Here is an 18,449-nt window from a genome sequence, read left to right on the forward strand (position 1 = left end):
ACCCGTTCGCCACTAATCCAAACCAGCAAGCTGGTCCTTCATCGTTCGACTTGCATGTGTTAAGCACGCCGCCAGCGTTCGTCCTGAGCCAGGATCAAACTCTCCGCAAAAAAATACAAAAAAAATTCAAACCATGGCTAAAAAATCGATCAAGAGCAAAAATGCTACAAAAACGATCAAAACCAACAAACAATTGGCATCAATCACTCGACACGCTGTTGAGTTCTCAAAAAACGACCAGACAACCGCCGCCGACACCGAGGTGGTGACAGCAAGCAGAAGCTGTGGCTTCCTTCTTGGATCCGCTCGGCTCTTGGGCGTCAAGCCGGCCGTTGGCCAGCTCTCGCGCACTTGGCTCCGAGTGGAGGTATCAGCTTAGCAGACTCTGTCGACCAGAGTCAAACCCTGATCGATCAGTCTTCGGCGGGTGGTTCGTCCGGTCCCAGTCTGAGCTGGTTTCCGGCCGCTGCCACCCCGTCGGGCTGACATGTAGAACAGTAGACCACGTCCCGGCGAACTTCCAAATCGGGGCGCCCGCCGGGGCGTTTATGCAGGTCAGCGGCCTGCGGGGCCCTACTCCGCGAAGAGGGTCAGCAGGTCGGCGCGGGTCAGCACCCCGATCGGCTTGCCCTCCTGCACCACCATCAGGGCGTCGTTCTTGGTGAGCAGGTCCCGCGCTCCCTCGATGGGCTCACCGGCGCCGATCATCGGCAACGGTGCCTCCATGTGGCGCTCGACCGGGTCGGCCAGATGAGCGGCGCCGGCATACAGGGCGTCGAGCAGCTCGCGCTCGCTCACCGATCCGGCGACCTCGCCGGCCATCACCGGCGGCTCGGCCTTCACCACCGGCATCTGGGAGACGCCGTACTCCCGCAAGATGTCGATCGCGTCGCGGATCGTCTCGCTCGGGTGGGTGTGCACCAGCGCCGGCATGTTGCCGGTCTTGGCCTTGAGCACCTGGCCGACCGTGCGGTCCAGGGCGGCGTCCCGCAGGAACCCGTAGCTGCTCATCCAGCCGTCGTCGAAGATCTTCGACATGTAACCGCGCCCGGAGTCGGGCAACAGCACCACGACCGTGGCGTCTGCGGGCAGGGTCTTGGCGTGCCGCAGCGCGGCGACCACCGCCATACCGCAGGATCCACCGACGAGCAGGCCCTCCTCGCGGGCCAGGCGGCGGGTCATCTCGAAGGACTCGGCGTCGCTCACCGCGATGACCTCGTCCGGGACCTTCGGGTCGTAGGCGCGCGGCCACATGTCCTCGCCGACACCCTCGACCAGATAGGGGCGTCCGGTGCCACCGGAGTAGACCGAGCCCTCCGGGTCGGCGCCCACGATGCGCACCCGGCCTTCGGGACGGTCGGCGGAGATCTCGCGCAGGTAGCGGCCGGTCCCGGTGATCGTGCCGCCGGTGCCGATGCCCGCCACGAACGACGTGAGCTTGCCGTCGGTGTCCGCCCAGATCTCCGGGCCGGTGGAGTGGTAATGCGAGTTGGGGCCTTCGGGGTTGGAGTACTGGTCCGGCTTCCACCCACCCGGCGTCTCGGCCGCGATGCGGTCGGACACGCTGTAGTAGGAGTCGGGGTGCTCCGGCGGGACGGAGGTCGGCGTGACGACGACCTCCGCGCCATACGCCTTGAGGACGTTGCGCTTGTCCTCACTCACCTTGTCGGGGCAGACGAAGATGCACTTGTACCCCTTGCGCTGCGCGACCAGTGCGAGGCCGACGCCGGTGTTGCCCGAGGTCGGCTCGACGATGGTGCCGCCGGGCTGCAGGGCGCCGGACTGCTCGGCCGCCTCGATCATCCGCAGCGCGATGCGGTCCTTCACCGATCCGCCGGGGTTCAGATACTCGACCTTCGCGAGCACGGTCGCGTCGATGCCCTCGGTGACGCGGTTGAGCTTGACCAGTGGGGTGCCGCCGACCAGGTCGGCGATGTGCTCCGCGAATTTCATGTGAGCATCGTCTCAGATGTTGGGCACCGCGCGGCACCCACCCGGCCTTCCCCGCGCGCGGGAACGTCACAGCCCAGTGAGACGATCGACGTCTCGAAGGGCAATGTCGTCGACGGTTGCGGGGGTGCACACGATGGGTCGGGCCAGACGAGCGCGCAAGATCGCCGCGATCGCCGCGTATGGCGGGGGCATCGGCGCGGCCGGCCTCGGCGCGGGCTGGGGCGTGCTGCTCGGCGAGGCCAAGATCGCGCGCCGCATCGTGGGGCAGCCCTTCGACGGGGCCCCCGAGGACAGCGGGGTGTATGGCGCAGGCCCCGGCGACCCGATCGAGCTGCTGATGGTCGGCGACTCCACCGCCAAGGGCATGGGCGCCGACACCGCCTACCAGACCGTCGGCGCGATCATCGCGACCGCGGCCGCCGCGCTCGCCGGCCGCCCCGTGCGCCTCACCAATGTCGCCGTCGTCGGCGCGACGTCCCCCGACCTCGGTGGACAGGTCGAGCAGGCGCTGGAGCAGGTGCCCGAGCCGGACGCCGCCGTCATCATGATCGGCGCCAACGACGTCACCGGCCGGCTCTCGCGCTCCACCTCGGTGCGCCACCTCGCCGATGCCGTCGAGTCGTTGCGCGCAGCGGGCGCCGAGGTTGTCGTCGGCACCTGCCCCGACCTCGGTGTGATCGAGCCGGTGCCGCAACCGCTCCGGCTGATCGCGCGCCGCTGGTCGCGCGACCTCGCCGCCGCTCAGACGGTGGCCGTGATCGAGCACGGCGGCCGCACGGTGTCGCTCGGCGACCTGCTCGGCCACGAGTTCTCCGACAGCCCGTCGGTGATGTTCTCCAAGGACCGCTTCCACCCCTCCCCCGCTGGCTACGCGCGGGCCGCCTCGGCGCTGCTGCCGAGCGTGCTCGACGCCCTCGGCCAGCAGTCGGCCGACACCGGTCGTCAGCCCGACCGTCGCCGCGGCGAGGCGGTCGACCCGGTGTCCGTCGCGGCGAAGCGTGCGGTCCGCGACCCCGGCACCGAGGTGTCGGCCACCGACGTGCGCGGCGCGGAGCGCGGCCGGCGCGGGCGCTGGGCGGTGCTGTTGCGCCGCCACCGCACGCCGCTGCCCGACCCCGACGAGCCGGGCGACGAACCGAGCGGCGGTCCGGGCGAGGAGCCGGTTTCCGACGGCGCCGGCCCAGCGGTCCCGCACGGCCCGGGCGGCGGGGCCGCGTCGGATTCGCAGCAACCGCAAGCGGATTCGACTGACGCCATACACAGCTCGACGGGGGCGCAGTAAGGTCGCCACCATGACCGAGACCACGGACCCGGACTGCCTGTTCTGCAAGATCGTCGCGGGCGAGATCCCGTCGCAGCAGATCGACGAGAACGACGACACGTTCGTCTTCATGGACATCAACCCGGCGACGCGCGGGCACGCGCTGGTGATCCCGAAGCGGCATACGCAGGACCTGACCACGATCGACCCGGCTGACCTCGCGGCGTGCGCACAGATGGCGCAGCAGATCGCGAAGCGCGCCAAGTCACAGCTGCACGCCGACGGCGTCAACCTGCTCAACTGCTGCGGCGAGGTTGCGTGGCAGACGGTCTTCCATTTCCACATCCACGTGATCCCGCGCTACGTCGACGACAGCGTGCGCCTGCCGTGGATCCCGGCGCCCGGCGACGCAGACGAGATCGCGGCCGCCGCGGAGGCGCTGCGCGGCTGAGCCCGGTGGGTGGGCAGGTGAGCGCTTGCTTAGTTGCTCGCCTAGACTGCGGTGACTTGCCTACCTCAATGGAGTGGAGCGCTCATGCCTGAAGCAGTCATCGTTGCGACCGCACGCACGCCGATCGGGCGGGCCTTCAAGGGTTCGCTGAAGGACATCCGACCCGACGACCTCAGCCTGCAGGTGATCCAAGCCGCGCTCGCCAAGGTGCCCGGCCTGGACCCGGCGCTCGTGGAGGACCTCTACCTCGGGTGCGCCGAGCCGTGGGCCGAGCAGGGCAGCAACATGGCGCGCATCGTCGCCGTGATGGGCGGCTGGGACCACCTGCCCGGCTCCACCGTCAACCGCTTCTGCGCCAGCTCGGTGCAGACGACCCGCATGGCGGCGCACGCGATCAAGGCCGGCGAGGGTGACGTCTTCATCTCGGCCGGTGTGGAGTGCGTCTCCCGCTACGCCGACTTCTCCGGCGCCGGCGGCAGCAAGGCCGACTGGCAGAACCCGAAGTTCGACGAGGCCAAGGCGCGCACCGAGCAGACCGCCAAGGACAACACCACCTGGACCGACCCGCGTGAGAAGGGCCTGCTGCCCGACGCGTACATCGCGATGGGCCAGACCGCGGAGAACGTCGCCACCTCGCGCGGCATCACCCGCGAGCGCCAGGACGAGTGGGGCGTGTCCAGCCAGAACCGCGCCGAGAAGGCGATCGCCGAGGGCTTCTTCGAGCGCGAGATCGCGCCGGTGACGCTGCCCGACGGCACGGTCGTCAGCACCGACGACGGCCCGCGCGCCGGCGTCACCCTGGAGAAGGTCTCGACGCTGCAGCCGGTCTTCCGGGAGAACGGCACCGTCACCGCCGGCAACTGCTGCCCGCTCAACGACGGCGCGTCCGCGGTCGTCGTGATGAGCGACACCAAGGCCAAGGAGCTCGGGCTGACCCCCCTCGCCCGCGTCGTGTCGACCGGCGTGTCCGGCCTGTCTCCGGAGATCATGGGTCTCGGTCCGGTCGAGGCGTCGAAGCAGGCGCTGAAGCGGGCCGGCATGACGATCGGCGACATGGACCTCTACGAGATCAACGAGGCCTTCGCGGCGCAGGTGCTGCCGTCCGCCGACGACCTCGGCATGGACTTCGACAAGCTCAACGTGCACGGCGGCGCGATCGCGCTCGGCCACCCCTTCGGGTCGACCGGTGGCCGCATCACCGCGACGCTCCTCAACGGTCTGCAGAGCACCGACGGCACCTTCGGCCTCGAGACCATGTGCGTGGGCGGTGGCCAGGGTATGGCGATCATCTACGAGCGGCTGTCCTGACACCTGCTGCAGTGGCGCTTCCTCCCGAGATCGACGAGGAGTTGCGCCGGATCGCGCGGCGCTGGCACGAGTTGCCGGCGCCGCGCGCTGCTGCATTGGCGCCCGATCTGCGCGCGCTCGCGCAGTCGTTGGCCGACCGGGTGCGGGCGGCGGCCGGTCGTCCGCCGGTGCCGCTGCCGGAACTCGGTGAGGCGACGCTGCTCGATCAGCTGCGGGTGACCGTGTATGACGCCACCGCCGCGGGCCAGACCGCCGACCTGCCGGACCGGCTGCGTGCGCTGCGGCACGCGATCGGGTGAGGTGCGGCTGGGTCGGCGTGCACAGCCCGCGACCGTCGCGACTTGTGCACGCCCCGGCCACATCCGCGTGCACAGCCCGCAACCGTCGCGACTTGTGCACGCCCCCAGCCCGATTCGCGTGCACAGCCCGCAACCGTCGCGACTTGTGCACGCCCCCAGCCCGATTCGCGTGCACACCCCGCAACCGTCGCGACTTGTGCACGCCCCCAGCCCGATCCGCGTGCGCAGCCCGCAACCGTCGCGACTTGTGCACGCCCCAACCCGCGACGCCCGCGGCGTACCACGACGAAGGGCGGCGCCGACGAGTGTGTGCTCGTCGGCGCCGCCCTTCGTCGTACGAGGAGTCGGAGCAGCAGCCTCAGTTGCGCTGAATGCGGGCGAAGAGGCGCAGCAGCTCGATGTAGAGCCAGACGACCGACACCAGCAGACCGTGCGCCATCAGCCAGGAGTACTTCTCGGGCAGACCGGCGTTGACGCCGCGCTGGATCGAGTCGAAGTCGACGGCGATCGAGTATGACGCCAGGCCCACCGCGAACACGCTGATGATGATGCCGAGCGGGCCGCTGCCGCCGACGCCGAACGGGTTGTCGATGACGCCGGTGAGGACCAGCAGGAAGTTGACGATCGCGAAGAGAAAGTAGCCCATGATCATCAGGCCGAAGATCTTCCGCGAGCGCTCGGTGACCCGGATGAGCCCGAACTTCCAGCCGGCGAACATCCCGGCGAAGACGCAGAGGGTCGCGAGCACGGCCTCGCCGACGACGCCCGGGTAGGCGTTGTTGAAGAAGCCGCTGACGGCCCCGATGAAGAGGCCCTCGCACACGGCATACGCGATGATCAGCGGCACCGAGATGACGCGCTTGAACGAGATCACGAAGCCGAGGACGATGCCGGCGATCATGCCGCCCATCCACAGCGCCATGCCGGCGCCCGGGTTGGCGGCGCCGACGAACCAGCCGACGGCCGCGAAGACCAGCAGGATGCCGAAGAGGGCGAGTGACTTGGTGACGACGTCGTCGACGGTCATCCGGCCCGACTGGCGGGCCGTCGCGGACGGCGCCTCGTAGGCCTTCTCCAGATCGGGCTGGCCCATTGGCGCGCCCGGGTACCCGCCCATCTGCTGACCCGGGTAGCCCTGCTGTCCTGGGTAACCCTGCTGACCGGGGTAGCCCTGTGGCTGACCGGGGTAGCCCTGCTGCCCGCCGGGATAGCCGTATTGGGCGGCGCGCTGCTGGTCGGGCGTGCCGAACTGGCCGTACTGCGGCTGGTCAGCGGCGACTCGGCCTTTGTCCAGGTCGTCGTTGAACCGGTTGAACACCGGATTGGATGCCATCGTGGTCCTCCCTCTACATCGGCGCGCCGGCCGGTGGGATCTTGGTCACCAGTCTACGGTCCGAACGCTCTCACCTGCAGCAACGCGACATTGCAGGGTCCGGGTTCCCCCGAGTGCAGACGTTTCCGCCGGCTCAGATCCCCAGTTCAGACCGCGACGTCCTCCTCGAGCTCCTCCTCGACGCGTGCGCTCAACCGGCCGCGCTCGAGGCGCGCGGCTGCCGTCGTACGACGCCGCTCGACCAGGTGCGCGAGACCGATGCAGAGCACCCCGAGCACCAGCCAGCCGAGGAGTATGGCGAGGGGCCCCGCGACGCTGACGTCCGGGAAGTAGAGGACGCGTCGCAGCGACTCCACGAAGCCGGCGCCGATCCAGAAGTGGTGCAGCCAGCCGAAGAACGCCGGCTGCAGCGTCGTCGGGAAGACGCCGCCCGACGTGGTGAAGTTGAGCGCGACGAAGATCGCGGCGTAGGTGATCGTGCTGAAGCGGCCGAGAATCGGATGCAGCCCGACGCCGATCAGGAGCACGACCGCGGTGTAGAGCAGGGACAGGCCCCAGACCGCGGGGAGGTCACCGGGGAACATGCCGTAGAAGCCGCGGGGCGATCAGCAGCCCCACCGTCGAGATGACGACTGCGGCGCCGAGGGCGATGCCGACGCGGTCGCGCAGACGGCGGCTGGCACCTGCTGCCCCGATGGCGATGGAGCTCGCGTAGGAGCCGACGGTGAGCGCGACGAGGAAGAAGAAGCCGTTCTGACCGATCGGGTCGCTGGCGGGCACGCCGGTCACGTCACGGGTGACGAGAGGCACCCCTTGTTTGGTGGCAACTGGCGAAAACATCTGTGTCGCAGCACTTTTCGCGGCGTCAGAGGCGATGGTGCTGACCAGCAGGGTCGCCTGCTTCGGGCCGGGCACGTAGGCGGCGGTGAGCTCGAGATGCCGGAGCTGGTCGGTCGCGGCGGCGGTGCTCGGCAGCACCGTGACGTCGGCCTTGTCCCCCAGCGCCTGCTGCATCGCACTCGCGACCGGCTGGGCCTGCGCGGTCGACCCGACGACCGCGAGCGGCACGTCGTGCGGCGCGGGCTTGTGGAAGCCGCCCAGATAGGCGACCGCCATGATCAGTCCCATCAGGACCGGCAGTGCGACGTGACTGATAACCGTGCCGAGCGGGGCGCGCTCTTGCGTCATACGGGTGAAACTCCTCGCGACTTGAAGTTGTCTAGTGCAACTTCAAATTAGTATAGTCACCCTATGACCTCGGATGCCAACCCGGCCGCCGCCCGGGAGCGCGAGACGCGACGGGTGCTGGAGCAGCTGCGCGCGTTCACCCGGCGCCTCAACCGCAACTGGTCCAGCTACGTGCCGGAGCTGACGTTCAGCGACTTCATGGCGCTGCGCGCGGTCGCCGATCTCGACGTGCCGACGGTGCAGGACGTCGCGCGCGAACTGCGCATCGACAAGTCGTCGGCGAGCCGGCGGGTGGCGGCACTGGAGCGCGACGGGCACGTCGAGCGGCATCAGATCCCGGGTGAACGGCGCGCCCAGGAGCTCACGCTCACCGCGGTCGGCCGGCGCACCCTGGCGGCTGCCGAGCGCACCAACCTGGCGACCCTGGGCGAACGGATGGCGGACTGGACCGACGCAGACATCGCGCGGCTCGCGCAGTTGCTGGAGCGGTTGAACGGATCAGAGCCGACGGCGTGAACGCCCGAATGCGTCGAGCTCGAGTGCCCCCGACGGGACTCGAACCCGCACTCCAGCGATTTTAAGTCGCCTGCCTCTGCCAGTTGGGCTACGAGGGCGGGAGCCAGATTAGTCGGCGAGCCCCAGGGCGATGCCGTCGAGGATGTCGTGCTCGCTGGTGAGCACGGTGGTGAGGCCGGCCTGCTCCGCGACGCGCTGCACGATCGTGCCCCAGATCAGCGCTCCCGAGCCGATCACGTCGACCCGGCCGGGGTGCATGAAGCCGAGCTCGGCGCGCTGCGCGCGCGTCATCCGCAGGAGGTCGTCGCACGAGTCGACGACCTGGTGCACGGTCAGCGCAGTGCCGTCGATGCGCTCCGGGTCGTATGCCGGCAGCCGCAGCGCGTTGGCGGTGATCGTGGTGACCGAGCCGGCCAGCCCGATCAACGACCCGGCCTCCCCCAGCGGCACGACCTGCGCAGCACTGTCGATGAGAGCGTCGATATCCGTTGTCGCTGCAGCGATTTCGGCGTCGGTCGGCGGGTCCGAGCGCAGGTGCCGCTCGGTGAAGCGCACGCAACCCATGTCGACCGAGCGCGCCGCCGTCACCTGCTCGTCGCCGAGCACGAACTCGGTCGAGCCACCACCCAGGTCCACCACGAGGTATGGCGCAGGCGTCTGCTCACCGGCCACGCTCGTCGCCCCGCGGAAGCTCAGCTGCGCCTCCTCGTCCCCGGTGATCACCTCGGGGCGGATGCCGAAGGCGGAGAACGCGTCGGCGACACCGGCCGCGAACTCTGCGGCGTTGGACGCGTCGCGGGATGCCGAGGTCGCGACGAAACGCACCCGCTCGACGCCCAACTCCACGCACTGCGAGGCATATTCGCGGGCAACGGTGAGCGTGCGCTCCATCGCCTCGGGCGCGATGCGTCCGGTCACGTCGACGCCCTGACCGAGGCGGACGATCTCCATCCGGCGCACCACGTCCCGCACGGTGCGGCCATCGGTGTCGGCGACGAGGAGCCGGATCGAGTTGGTGCCGCAGTCGACCGCGGCGACCCTCGTCATACGTCCTGCTCGGGGGTGTCGGCGGCTTCGGCAGCGTCGGCGACGCCGCAGCAGCCGCGGTCCCACCACTGCGGCAGGGCGGCGAGCGCCTCGTCGCCGAGCGGGTTGACGCCCGGGCCGACCGCCAGCGAGTGGGCGACCAGCACGTGCAGGCACTTGACGCGGTCGGGCATGCCACCGGCCGAAATGCCTTCGATCTCAGGCACACTGCCGAGCTCGGCCCGTCGGCGCAGGTAGTCCTCGTGCGCCGCGCGGTAGGCCGCCGCCAGCTCGGGGTCGGTGCCGAGCCGCTCGGTCATCTCGCGCATCATGCCCTGTGCCTCCAGGGTGCTGATCGCACTGGTCAGCCGCGGGCAGGTGGCGTAGAAGGTGGTCGGGAACGGCGTGCCGTCGGGCAGCCGGGGCAGGGTGCGCACGACCGCGGGGCACCCGCACTCGCAGCGTGCGGCGATCTCGACGACCCCGCGCGGCAGCCGGCCGAGCTGCTGCTCGACGGCCGCCAGGTCGGCGGGATCGACGTCAGGACTTGCGTTTTCGGTCACGAGACGACGGTCAGTGCTTTCCGGAGGCGACGACGGACTGCCACATCTTGCCGTACCACGTGCTGTTCTTGTCCTGCTGGGCCTTCGCGTCCGCGATGGTCTTCGGGTCATTGGTGACGTAGACGGTCACCGTCTGCCCCGGCTTGGCGAAACCGAGTCGCGAACCCGCCTGCGCCTCAACGTATTTGGGGTCGTCCCACTGCTTCTTCTGCTTCTGCAGGTTGCCCAGGTCGGCCTGCTGCGCGGCGACCTTCTTATTGAGGTCGGCGATCTGACCGCGCTGGGACAGGTAGGACCGCAGCGTCGGGGTGATGACGACCGCGAGGAAGACCAGCAGCACCCCGATCACCGTGAGCCGGCGCATCGACCGCGGCGACCGGGTGGGGCGCGTCGCGCGCGTGCGCTGCGCCCCGCCGGTCGCCGTGCGAACAGCGGTCTGCCGCCCCTTCTTCGCCGCTCCGCCGGAGGTCGGGCGCGACGTCGTGCGAGCGCGGGTGGGTCGCGTGGATCGCGAATCCCGTGTCATGTCGGCCTCCTTCGGCTGTCGGGGTGGGGACTTCGTCAGGCCTTGAAGCGCGGGAAGGCGCCGGCCCCGGCATACACCGCCGCGTCGTCGAGCTCCTCCTCGATGCGCAGCAGCTGGTTGTACTTGGCGACCCGGTCCGACCGCGCCGGCGCACCGGTCTTGATCTGGCCGCAGTTGGTGGCGACCGCCAGGTCGGCGATCGTGGTGTCCTCGGTCTCACCGGAGCGGTGGCTCATCATGCAGCGGAAGCCGTTGCTCTGCGCCAGGCTGACCGCGTCGAGCGTCTCGCTCAGCGTGCCGATCTGGTTGACCTTCACCAGCAACGCGTTGGCGGTGCCGGACTCGATGCCGCGCTGCAGCCGCGTCGGGTTGGTGACGAAGAGGTCGTCGCCGACGATCTGCACCTTGTCGCCGAGCTGGTCGGTGAGCGTCTTCCAGCCCTCCCAGTCGTCCTCGTTGAGCGGGTCCTCGATCGACACCAGCGGGTATGACGCAACCAGGTCCGCGTAGTAGTCGGTCATCTCCTGCGCCGACTTCTTGCCGCCCTCGAAGGTGTAGGAGCCCTTGTCGTGGAACTCGCTCGCCGCGACGTCGAGCGCGAGCGCGATGTCCTTGCCCGGCGTGAAGCCGGCCGCCTTGATGGCGTCGATGATCAGGTCGAGCGCGGCCCGGTTGGACTCGAGGTCGGGCGCGAAGCCGCCCTCGTCGCCGAGGCCGGTCGACAGCCCCTTGTCGTGCAGCACCTTCTTCAGCGCGTGGTAGACCTCCGCGCCCCAGCGCAGTGCCTCGCGGAAGGAGCCGGCGCCGATCGGCGCGATCATGAACTCCTGGATGTCGACGTTGGAGTCGGCGTGGGCGCCGCCGTTGAGGATGTTCATCATCGGCACCGGCAGCAGGTGGGCGTTGGGCCCGCCGACGTAGCGGAACAACGGCAGGTCGGCCGAGTCGGCGGCCGCCTTGGCGACCGCGAGGCTCACGCCGAGGATCGCGTTGGCGCCGATCTTGCCCTTGTTGTCGGTGCCGTCGGCGTTGATCATCTCCTGGTCGACCAGGCGTTGCTCGCTGGCGTCGTAGCCGAGCACGCGCGGCGCGATCTCCTCGGCCACGGCGTCGACCGCGTCCTCGACACCCTTGCCGCCGTAGCGCTTCTTGTCGCCGTCGCGGCGCTCGACTGCCTCGAACTGGCCGGTGCTCGCACCGGACGGCACCGCCGCCCGGCCGATCGTGCCGTCGTCGAGGGCGACCTCCACCTCGACGGTCGGGTTGCCGCGCGAGTCGAGGATTTCGCGGGCGAGCAGGGCGTCGATCGTGGCCACGTGGTTTCTCCTGGCGGATCAGGTGGGGCGCGTTTGCACACGCTGTGCTTGCCTGCCGAGCCTATCCGCCGAGCCGCGCCGGATCCGGCACCGACCCGCGGACTGGACAGTAACAGGAGGGTCTCAGCCGGCTGCCAGGACGGGCGTCACGGCGAGTTCGGCGAGCTCGCCGGCATCGGCGTTGCCGCCGGTGCAGATCACCCCGATCCGCCCCGGCCGGGCCGAGTGCGCCAGTGCGCCGGCGAGTGCGGTCGCGCCGGCACCCTCGGCGAGGGTGTGCGCGGCGCTGCTCATCAGCCGCATCGCCGCCATGATGTCGCCGTCGTCGACGAGCAGGAAGTCGTCCAGCCGGTCGCACATCACCGACAGCGGCAGCTCGCAGCCGCGCGAGGTCGCGACTCCCGCGACCCGCGTCGCGCACGACGCCTCGAGCACCTCGCCCGCCCGCCAGGAGTTGTATGCCGCAGGCGCCGCCGCCGACTGCACCCCGATCACGGCACAGTCCGGGGCCAGCTCGTCGCGCACGAGGCAGGCGGCCGCGGCCCCTGAACCGCTGCCGACCGGCACGTAGATCGCGTCGAGTCCGGCATGCCGGCGGAGCAGCTCCAGGTAGACGGTGGCGTGGCCGTGCACGATCGCGGGCTCGTCACCCGGGCTGACGAAGCGCATCCCCCGCGACGCAGCCAGGTCCCTGGCGTGGTCGAGCGCCGCTCCCATCGTGTCGCCGTGCCGGACGACGTCGGCACCGAGCAGCCGCGTGGCGTGCTCCTTCTCCGCCGCGGCGGAGTGCGGCATCACGATGACCGCGGGTGCGCCGAGCAGCCGCGCGGCATACGCAACACTCTGGGCGTGGTTGCCGGTGCTGGCCGTCACCAGTCCCGCCGTGCGGTCGGCGCCGGTGAGGCTCGCGGCGAATGCCACTCCCCCGCGCACCTTGAAAGCGCCTGTGGGCTGGACGTTCTCGTGCTTGACGATGACCTCGGCTCCCACCTCCTGATTGAGAGCCGGGTAGGACCAGGCCGGCGTCGGCGGAAGCTCACCCGCGATCGCGTCGGCGGCCTGCAGGACTCCGGCGAAACTCAGGCTGGTCATGCGGACAGTGTGGCGGCCGCGCCATACATCGGTCCAATAGATGATTTCTCGCTAATCATTCGAACTTGTCGATATGTTGTCGCCATGCTCGAGCTGCGTCGCCTGCAAGCCCTGGTCGCCGTCGCGCACACCGGCTCGGTGTCCGCGGCGGCCGACGAGCTGCGCTACGGCCAGCCGACGATCTCCCACCACCTGCGCCGCCTGGAGGCCGAGACGCAGACGGTCCTGCTGCAGCGCGTGGGACGCGGTGTCCGGCTGACCGCCGAGGGCGAGGCGCTCGCGCATCGGGCCGAGGAGATCCTGGCGCTGGCTCAGCGGGCCGAGGACGAGCTGCAGCAGGCAGCCGGATTGCGAGCCGGCAGAGTGCGATTGGCGGCGTTCCCGTCCGCCACGGCGACGCTGGTGCCACCGATGCTGAGACTCCTCGGCGAGCGCGCGCCGGCAGTGGCGATCGAGTTGATCGAGGCGGAACCGCCGGACGCGGCCGCGATGCTGCGCGCAGGGGATGTCGACCTGGCGCTGACCTTCACCTACGCGGACGAGGACGCCGACCTCCTCAGTGCGATGACGGTCGCCGTCGACCACCTCTACCTTGTGGAGCCCGGCACCGAGCGGGAGCGTCGGCCCGACCGCGCCCTACGCGCCCACACCGGCACGCGGTGGGTGGCCGGTTGCGAGCGGTGCCGCGCGCAGCTCGTGGACCTTTGCGCCGCAGCGGGATTCGAGCCGGAAGTGACCTTCGCGACCGACGACTACGTCGCGGTGCAGGCCCTGGTCGCACAAGGCTCGCTGGTCAGCATCCTGCCCGGGCTGGCGCTGGCCGCGCACCGGCATCCGGGCGTCAGGGTGACCCGGCTGCCGGCAACCCGGCGGGTGCAGGTCGTCTCCTACGGCGCGCCGCCGAGGCCACGCGCCGTCGATGCCGTCGCGGCAGCACTGGAGGACACGGCGCGCATGCTGCCGACGCCGGTGGGTGTCTGAGCGGTCAGGTGAGCACCGACCTATGGGTCGACCGCTCAGGTCAGGAGCGACCGGTCGACGATCGAGCCGAAGTCGACCGCCTTCGGGATGACGCCATCCGCGTGCAGCTGGTCGGCCAATTGCTGCTCGCTGGCAACGTGCGCCGGCAGGACCGGGCCGAGGCTCGAACGCAGTTGCGGGATCGCGGCTTTCGCCACCGTCAACGGGATCTTCGACTCCGTCGACCAGGCTGCGGCATAGGCCTCGAGGTGTGCCGCTCCCCACGCGTAGGCGGCTTCCAGCCGGTGCAGGAAGTCACGGGCAGCCGCGACCTTCGCGCCGTCGGTGAGCGCCGCCTTGCTCAGCAGCGTGAAATTGAGCCCGAGCTCGTCGGGCGGCCCACCGGCGATCGCCCGGGCCCCGGCTTGCTCCGCCTGCGTCACGAACGGCTCCCACACGGCCCACGCGTCGACCTGACCACCGTTGAAGGCCGCTGCACCGTCAGCCGGTTGCAGGAAGATCAACTGCACCTGCGAGGGGCCGATCCCGTTGCGCTGCAACGCACGCAGCACCATGCCGTGTGCCGAGCTGCCGCGGGGCACGGCGATGCGCTTGCCACGCAACTGCCCGACCTGGCGTATCGACGACCCCTTCGGCACCAGGATGTGGGAGTCCGTGCGGTTGCGCAGCGCACGCGTCGCGACCACCCGGAAGTTGGTCTGCGAGGCCGCCCCGAAGATCGGCGGCGTGGAGCCGACGCCACCGATGTCGACACGGCCGGCTCCGAGCGCCTCCACGATCGGCGGCCCATAGCTGAACTGGTCGAATGTGACGGCATAGGGCAGGTTTCGCAACTGCCCCGATGCCTGCAGGAGCGAGCGCAGCCCGTCGGTCTGCACGGCGACGCGCAGCGTGGCGCCGCGGGCCGACCCTCCGGACGCGACCGTGATCTTGCTGCTCCCACCGTCGCGCGCGTCGGTGAAGCCGACGAGCGCGGCCGTCGCAGCGAGCGTCCCGGCGAGCGCGCCCCGACGGGTCCAGGCGGCCCTCCGATCACGTGCGGTCTTGTCGGGAACTGTTGCCGCACTGGCCTTTTCGTCGTCGAGCAGCGCCAGCAGCCGGGAGGCGAGCTGCTGCACGCCGACATCGGCGCGGACCCGCGGGCGGGGCAGATCGACGCGGAGGTCGTGCTCGATCCGGCCGTCGGCGAGCACGACGACGCGATCGGCGAGCAGGACTGCCTCCTCCACGTCGTGGGTCACCAGCACCACCGCCGGGTCGTGCCGGCGCCACAGCTGCAGCACGAGCTCCTGCGCCTCGGCCCGCGTCATCGCGTCGAGCGCACTGAACGGTTCGTCGAGCAACAGCAGGTCCGGCTCGCGAACCAGCGCTCGGGCCAAGGCAACTCGCTGTTGCTGCCCTCCTGAGAGTGCACGCGGCCACGCCGCGAGACGATCGCCCAGACCCACCTCGGCGAGCGCCGCCGCACCGACGTCGTGCGCGTCGTCAGACCGCAGGCCCAGAGCCACGTTGTCGAGCACGCTGCGCCACGGCAGCAGTCGCGCGTCCTGGAAGACGACGGCCGGGCGCTGCGCGGTGCGGATGGTGCCGCCGGTGGCGCCCCCGGCGAGACCTGCCAACAGGCGCAGCAGCGTCGACTTGCCCGAGCCGGAACGTCCTATGACAGCGACGAATTCGCCGGGTTCGACTCGCAGGTCGAGGTCGCGGAGGACTGTCTTGACGCCATACGAATGGCGGAGGTGCTTGATGTCGATCACGGGACTCATCGGGCCGCTCCTTCCGTCGCCACGTCGCGCCAGCGCAGCGCACGTCGCTCCAGCAGGCGCACCAGTCCGTCGGTGATCAGGCCGAGCAGTGCGTAGGTGACGAGGCCCACCACGATCGTGTCGGTCTGCAGGAAGTCGCGCGCGTTGTTGATCATGAAGCCGAGTCCGGAGGTGGCGCTGATCTGTTCGGCGACGATCAGTGCGAGCCAGGCGAAGGCCAATGCCTGGCGCAGGCCGACCAATGTGCCGGGTAATGCTCCGGGCAGCAGGATGTGTTGCAGTCGCTCACGATTGGTGAGGCGCAGCGAGTCGGCGACGTCATACAGCTGCGGATCGACCGACCGCAGGCCGGCGACCAGGTTGAGGTAGAGCGGGACGGCGACGCCGAGCGCGACGAGCAGCACTTTGGAGAACTCGCCGATCCCGAACCAGATGATGAACAACGGGACGACGCCGAGCAGCGGCACGGCGCGCAGCATCTGCATCGGCGGGTCCACGATCGCGTCGGCCGGGCGTGAGAGCCCGACGGCCAGGCCCGCGACGACCGCGATCGCGGCGCCGAGCAGGAAGCCGAGGCCGGCTCTGCTGACCGAGTGCAGGAGCGCCTGCGGAAGTGTGCCGTCCTGCACGAGCAGCGCGGCGCGATGCAGGATCGCGCTCGGCGGTGCCAGCGTTTGCGGCTTCAGCCAGCCCACCGCGCTGGCGAGCTGCCAGACAGCGACAAGGGCCAGTGGGGTGAGAAGCCGCCATTCCCAAGGCAATCCGTTGAAGTCGGCGCGCACGCCGCGCCGACTGGCGGCCCGGGCAGCGGGTGCGGTCGGCTCGGCCGGGGCTGCGGTGCGAGCGAGCTGGGTGGTCGTCATACGTGGGCACCTCGCAGGTCGGTGTGGCTCTCGAGCAGTCCGCGGCCCGCAAGGATCGGGCGCACGCCCTCACCGAGGTGGTAGGCCTCCTCGAGGTGGGGGTAGCCGGAGAGGATGAAGTGGTCGAGTCCGATGCGGTGGTAGTCGTCGATCCGGTCGGCAACCTCCTCGTAGCTGCCCACCAGCGCAGTGCCGGCACCGCCGCGGACCAGGCCCACACCGGCCCAGAGGTTGGGTGAGATCTCCAACTGGTCCGTGCGACCGCCGTGGAGGGCGGTCATCCGGCGCTGCCCCTCGGACTGCGCCTGCGACTGCGCCCGTTGGGCGGCGGCGATCTGCTCCGGCGGAAGGCCGTCGAGCAGCCGGTGCGCGACCGCCCACGCCTCGTCGGCGGTAGGCCGGGCAATGACGTGCAGCCTTATGCCGAAACGCAATTCGCGTTCCGCACGGGCAGCGGCCAGGCGGGCGCGATCGAGTTTCTCGACGACCTGCTCGGGCGGCTCGCCCCAGGTGAGGTAGACGTCGGCGTAGCGCCCGGCGACCTCCAGCGCGGACGCCGAGGAGCCGCCGAAGAAGATCTCCGGACGCGAGGGCGGCGCGGGCAGGTAGGCGTCCTCGACCCAGAGATGGTCGCCGCGGAAGGTGACCCGATCGCCGGTGAAGAGCCGGCGCAACACATGGAGGAACTCGCCGGTGCGGGCGTAGCGGTCGTCCTTGCCGAGCGGGTCGCCGAAGCGTCGCTGCTCGAGGTCCTCCCCACCGGTCACGACGTTGAGCAACAGCCGGCCACCGCTGATGCGCTGATAGGTGGCGGCCATCTGCGCGGCGAGCGTGGGACTGAGCAGCCCGGGCCGGAAGGCGACGAGATACTTCAGCCGCTGCGTCTGCGCGACGAGGGCCGCAGTGGTCACCCAGGCGTCCTCGCACTCGGTCGAGGTCGGGGTCAGCGCGGCTTCAAAGCCGAGTTGTTCGGCGGAGCGGGCGATCTGACCCAAGTAGTCGACCGTCGGCTCCCGCCTGCCTTGCCGGCCCGAGCGGGTGTCGTCCGCGGATCCGCTGAGCGGGCTCACCGCGTCGCCGAAGCTGAGGTCGGTGCGGGAGTCGCCGCTGGTCGGCAGGAACCAGTGCAGGTGGACCGTCATCGCGCATGTCCTTTCGAGAGTCGTCGACGACGGCGAAACTATCACTCAATATTTTGTTATCAATAACTTCTCATCATGCGAACGAGTGACTCCGATCACTCCACCGTGGCGCGTGCGGCGTCGAGTTGCGCCCGAGTGAAGACCGACCGCACCTCGATGCCCGCCGCGTCGAGCCGTGTCGCGTCGGCCGGCCTGCGATCGATGGCGCAGATCACGAGATCGACGAACGCTCCCCGCTCGCGCAGCGCTTCCGCCCCGTCGACGACTGCTCCGCCTGTCGTGACGACGTCTTCGACCAGCACGATCCGGCGCCCCTCGACGTCGGCACCCTCTGCGAGCTTGCAGGTGCCGTATTCCTTGGCCTTCTTGCGCACGAAAACCGTTGGAATCATTGTCAGTTGACTGAGCATCGTGGCGATCGGCACGCCGCCGAGTTCGAGCCCGCCGAGCAGCTCCGACTTCGCCGGCAGCAGCGGCACCATGCGCTCGGCCACGTGCCGCAGCAGCTCGGGATCTCCCTCGAAGAGGTATTTGTCGAAGTATTCGGTGAGGACCTGGCCGGAGCGAACGGTGAACTCGCCCTGCAGGCGGCACCGTTGGTCGATGGCGGTCGCCAGTGGATCGATGGCCGTCTGCGGGTCGATGGGCGCCTGCGGGTCGTCGGGCGTCGTCGGTGCGTCGTTGCTCATGAGATGCAGCGTGGCACGGCTCCGCCCCGTCCCCACCGAGAGGACCACTTATCGCCCAGAGGCACACATATCCGGGCGATTCCGAGCCCGAACAAGTGGTCCTGTCGACGATAAGTGGGCCTCTCGGCGAAAGGGGTCAGGCGCCGGAGTCTGGCGTCGGACTCGGGCACCGGCCC

19 protein-coding genes, 1 tRNA gene and 1 rRNA gene are annotated in these 18,449 nt (G+C 69.9%); 6 read left to right on the forward strand and 15 right to left on the reverse strand.

Annotation, left to right across the window (positions count from 1 at the left end; genetic code table 11):
• Together HJ588_RS00005 and HJ588_RS00010 are read right to left on the reverse strand one after the other, a co-directional pair.
• Positions 1-110: ribosomal RNA gene (locus tag HJ588_RS00005) — 16S ribosomal RNA — on the reverse strand; the annotation flags it as partial.
• Positions 111-573: 463 nt separating this feature from the next.
• Complete coding sequence (locus tag HJ588_RS00010) at positions 574-1,953, reverse strand: cystathionine beta-synthase (protein ID WP_171150742.1); 1,380 nt, start codon at positions 1,951-1,953, stop codon at positions 574-576.
• Positions 1,954-2,086: 133 nt separating this feature from the next.
• Between HJ588_RS00010 and HJ588_RS00015 the strand changes: the two genes are divergently transcribed.
• From HJ588_RS00015 to HJ588_RS00030, 4 genes are all read left to right on the forward strand, one after another.
• Positions 2,087-3,235 (forward strand): SGNH/GDSL hydrolase family protein, encoded by a 1,149-nt coding sequence (locus tag HJ588_RS00015; RefSeq protein WP_171150744.1) that lies wholly within the window; start codon positions 2,087-2,089, stop codon positions 3,233-3,235.
• 10 nt (positions 3,236-3,245) lie between these two features.
• Positions 3,246-3,665 (forward strand): HIT family protein, encoded by a 420-nt coding sequence (locus HJ588_RS00020; RefSeq protein ID WP_171150746.1) that lies wholly within the window; start codon positions 3,246-3,248, stop codon positions 3,663-3,665.
• Positions 3,666-3,749: 84 nt separating this feature from the next.
• The gene (locus HJ588_RS00025; protein ID WP_171150748.1) at positions 3,750-4,973 is read left to right on the forward strand and encodes an acetyl-CoA C-acetyltransferase; all 1,224 of its coding nucleotides are present in this window, start codon (positions 3,750-3,752) and stop codon (positions 4,971-4,973) included.
• An 11-nt stretch (positions 4,974-4,984) separates the two neighbouring features.
• Entirely contained in the window at positions 4,985-5,272 is a 288-nt protein-coding gene (locus tag HJ588_RS00030) for a hypothetical protein (protein WP_171150750.1), read from the forward strand.
• A 358-nt stretch (positions 5,273-5,630) separates the two neighbouring features.
• On the opposite strand, the gene HJ588_RS00035 is transcribed toward HJ588_RS00030, so the two are convergent.
• The 3 genes from HJ588_RS00035 to HJ588_RS00045 all read right to left on the reverse strand — a co-directional run bounded on the left by HJ588_RS00035 (position 5,631) and on the right by HJ588_RS00045 (position 7,793).
• The gene (locus tag HJ588_RS00035; protein WP_171150751.1) at positions 5,631-6,605 is read right to left on the reverse strand and encodes a Bax inhibitor-1/YccA family protein; all 975 of its coding nucleotides are present in this window, start codon (positions 6,603-6,605) and stop codon (positions 5,631-5,633) included.
• A 146-nt stretch (positions 6,606-6,751) separates the two neighbouring features.
• Positions 6,752-7,189, reverse strand: a complete 438-nt coding sequence (locus HJ588_RS00040; RefSeq protein ID WP_171150753.1) for an ABC-2 transporter permease — start codon at positions 7,187-7,189, stop codon at positions 6,752-6,754.
• Entirely contained in the window at positions 7,176-7,793 is a 618-nt protein-coding gene (locus tag HJ588_RS00045) for a hypothetical protein (RefSeq protein ID WP_171150755.1), read from the reverse strand. The genes HJ588_RS00040 and HJ588_RS00045 overlap by 14 nt, the downstream gene beginning before the upstream one ends.
• A 63-nt stretch (positions 7,794-7,856) precedes the next feature.
• On the opposite strand from HJ588_RS00045, the gene HJ588_RS00050 reads away from it, so the two are divergent.
• Positions 7,857-8,309, forward strand: a complete 453-nt coding sequence (locus tag HJ588_RS00050) for a MarR family winged helix-turn-helix transcriptional regulator (protein ID WP_171150757.1) — start codon at positions 7,857-7,859, stop codon at positions 8,307-8,309.
• A gap of 24 nt (positions 8,310-8,333) precedes the next feature.
• Here the strand turns inward: HJ588_RS00050 and HJ588_RS00055 are convergent.
• The 6 genes from HJ588_RS00055 to HJ588_RS00080 all read right to left on the reverse strand — a co-directional run bounded on the left by HJ588_RS00055 (position 8,334) and on the right by HJ588_RS00080 (position 12,832).
• A tRNA-Leu gene (locus HJ588_RS00055) sits at positions 8,334-8,407 on the reverse strand.
• A gap of 10 nt (positions 8,408-8,417) precedes the next feature.
• Positions 8,418-9,356: a Ppx/GppA phosphatase family protein gene (locus tag HJ588_RS00060; protein WP_171150759.1), complete on the reverse strand. Its 939-nt coding sequence runs from the start codon at positions 9,354-9,356 to the stop codon at positions 8,418-8,420.
• The gene (locus HJ588_RS00065) at positions 9,353-9,898 is read right to left on the reverse strand and encodes a DUF501 domain-containing protein (protein ID WP_343036527.1); all 546 of its coding nucleotides are present in this window, start codon (positions 9,896-9,898) and stop codon (positions 9,353-9,355) included. The genes HJ588_RS00060 and HJ588_RS00065 overlap by 4 nt, the downstream gene beginning before the upstream one ends.
• Positions 9,899-9,908: 10 nt before the next feature.
• Positions 9,909-10,424, reverse strand: coding sequence for an FtsB family cell division protein (locus tag HJ588_RS00070; protein WP_171150763.1), 516 nt, complete (start codon positions 10,422-10,424; stop codon positions 9,909-9,911).
• Between the two features lie 35 nt (positions 10,425-10,459).
• Positions 10,460-11,740 (reverse strand): phosphopyruvate hydratase, encoded by a 1,281-nt coding sequence (gene eno, locus HJ588_RS00075; RefSeq protein WP_171150766.1) that lies wholly within the window; start codon positions 11,738-11,740, stop codon positions 10,460-10,462.
• 123 nt (positions 11,741-11,863) lie between these two features.
• Positions 11,864-12,832 carry a threonine ammonia-lyase gene (locus HJ588_RS00080; RefSeq protein WP_171150768.1) on the reverse strand — a complete coding sequence of 323 codons (969 nt, stop codon included), beginning with the start codon at positions 12,830-12,832 and terminating at the stop codon, positions 11,864-11,866.
• Positions 12,833-12,916: 84 nt separating this feature from the next.
• On the opposite strand from HJ588_RS00080, the gene HJ588_RS00085 reads away from it, so the two are divergent.
• Positions 12,917-13,813, forward strand: a complete 897-nt coding sequence (locus HJ588_RS00085; protein ID WP_171150770.1) for a LysR family transcriptional regulator — start codon at positions 12,917-12,919, stop codon at positions 13,811-13,813.
• Positions 13,814-13,848: 35 nt separating this feature from the next.
• Here the strand turns inward: HJ588_RS00085 and HJ588_RS00090 are convergent, their stop codons facing one another.
• The 4 genes from HJ588_RS00090 to pyrE form a co-directional block, all read right to left on the reverse strand.
• A complete protein-coding gene (locus tag HJ588_RS00090) occupies positions 13,849-15,579 on the reverse strand; it encodes an aliphatic sulfonate ABC transporter substrate-binding protein (protein WP_171150773.1) in 1,731 nt (576 codons plus the stop codon).
• Complete coding sequence (locus tag HJ588_RS00095; protein WP_171150774.1) at positions 15,576-16,442, reverse strand: ABC transporter permease; 867 nt, start codon at positions 16,440-16,442, stop codon at positions 15,576-15,578. Before HJ588_RS00095 ends, HJ588_RS00090 begins: the two co-directional genes overlap by 4 nt.
• On the reverse strand, positions 16,439-17,584 hold the full coding sequence (locus tag HJ588_RS00100; RefSeq protein ID WP_171150776.1) for an LLM class flavin-dependent oxidoreductase: 1,146 nt from the start codon (positions 17,582-17,584) through the stop codon (positions 16,439-16,441). Before HJ588_RS00100 ends, HJ588_RS00095 begins: the two co-directional genes overlap by 4 nt.
• Before the next feature lie 95 nt (positions 17,585-17,679).
• Positions 17,680-18,273 carry an orotate phosphoribosyltransferase gene (pyrE, locus tag HJ588_RS00105; protein WP_171150779.1) on the reverse strand — a complete coding sequence of 198 codons (594 nt, stop codon included), beginning with the start codon at positions 18,271-18,273 and terminating at the stop codon, positions 17,680-17,682.
• Positions 18,274-18,449: the final 176 nt, after the last annotated feature.

The sequence above is a fragment of the Flexivirga aerilata genome, assembly GCF_013002715.1.
Lineage (GTDB): Bacteria > Actinomycetota > Actinomycetes > Actinomycetales > Dermatophilaceae > Flexivirga > Flexivirga aerilata.

What these genes read in the sequence shown, in the direction of transcription:
- HJ588_RS00010 (WP_171150742.1), bottom strand. Translation starts at nt 1,953, where the DNA reads ATGAAATTCGCGGAGCACATCGCCGACCTGGTCGGCGGCACCCCACTG.
- HJ588_RS00015 (WP_171150744.1), top strand. Translation starts at nt 2,087, where the DNA reads ATGGGTCGGGCCAGACGAGCGCGCAAGATCGCCGCGATCGCCGCGTAT.
- HJ588_RS00020 (WP_171150746.1), top strand. Translation starts at nt 3,246, where the DNA reads ATGACCGAGACCACGGACCCGGACTGCCTGTTCTGCAAGATCGTCGCG.
- HJ588_RS00025 (WP_171150748.1), top strand. Translation starts at nt 3,750, where the DNA reads ATGCCTGAAGCAGTCATCGTTGCGACCGCACGCACGCCGATCGGGCGG.
- HJ588_RS00035 (WP_171150751.1), bottom strand. Translation starts at nt 6,605, where the DNA reads ATGGCATCCAATCCGGTGTTCAACCGGTTCAACGACGACCTGGACAAA.
- HJ588_RS00040 (WP_171150753.1), bottom strand. Translation starts at nt 7,189, where the DNA reads ATGTTCCCCGGTGACCTCCCCGCGGTCTGGGGCCTGTCCCTGCTCTAC.
- HJ588_RS00045 (WP_171150755.1), bottom strand. Translation starts at nt 7,793, where the DNA reads ATGACGCAAGAGCGCGCCCCGCTCGGCACGGTTATCAGTCACGTCGCA.
- HJ588_RS00050 (WP_171150757.1), top strand. Translation starts at nt 7,857, where the DNA reads ATGACCTCGGATGCCAACCCGGCCGCCGCCCGGGAGCGCGAGACGCGA.
- HJ588_RS00060 (WP_171150759.1), bottom strand. Translation starts at nt 9,356, where the DNA reads ATGACGAGGGTCGCCGCGGTCGACTGCGGCACCAACTCGATCCGGCTC.
- HJ588_RS00070 (WP_171150763.1), bottom strand. Translation starts at nt 10,424, where the DNA reads ATGACACGGGATTCGCGATCCACGCGACCCACCCGCGCTCGCACGACG.
- HJ588_RS00080 (WP_171150768.1), bottom strand. Translation starts at nt 12,832, where the DNA reads ATGACCAGCCTGAGTTTCGCCGGAGTCCTGCAGGCCGCCGACGCGATC.
- HJ588_RS00085 (WP_171150770.1), top strand. Translation starts at nt 12,917, where the DNA reads ATGCTCGAGCTGCGTCGCCTGCAAGCCCTGGTCGCCGTCGCGCACACC.
- HJ588_RS00090 (WP_171150773.1), bottom strand. Translation starts at nt 15,579, where the DNA reads ATGAGTCCCGTGATCGACATCAAGCACCTCCGCCATTCGTATGGCGTC.
- HJ588_RS00095 (WP_171150774.1), bottom strand. Translation starts at nt 16,442, where the DNA reads ATGACGACCACCCAGCTCGCTCGCACCGCAGCCCCGGCCGAGCCGACC.
- HJ588_RS00100 (WP_171150776.1), bottom strand. Translation starts at nt 17,584, where the DNA reads ATGACGGTCCACCTGCACTGGTTCCTGCCGACCAGCGGCGACTCCCGC.
- pyrE (WP_171150779.1), bottom strand. Translation starts at nt 18,273, where the DNA reads ATGAGCAACGACGCACCGACGACGCCCGACGACCCGCAGGCGCCCATC.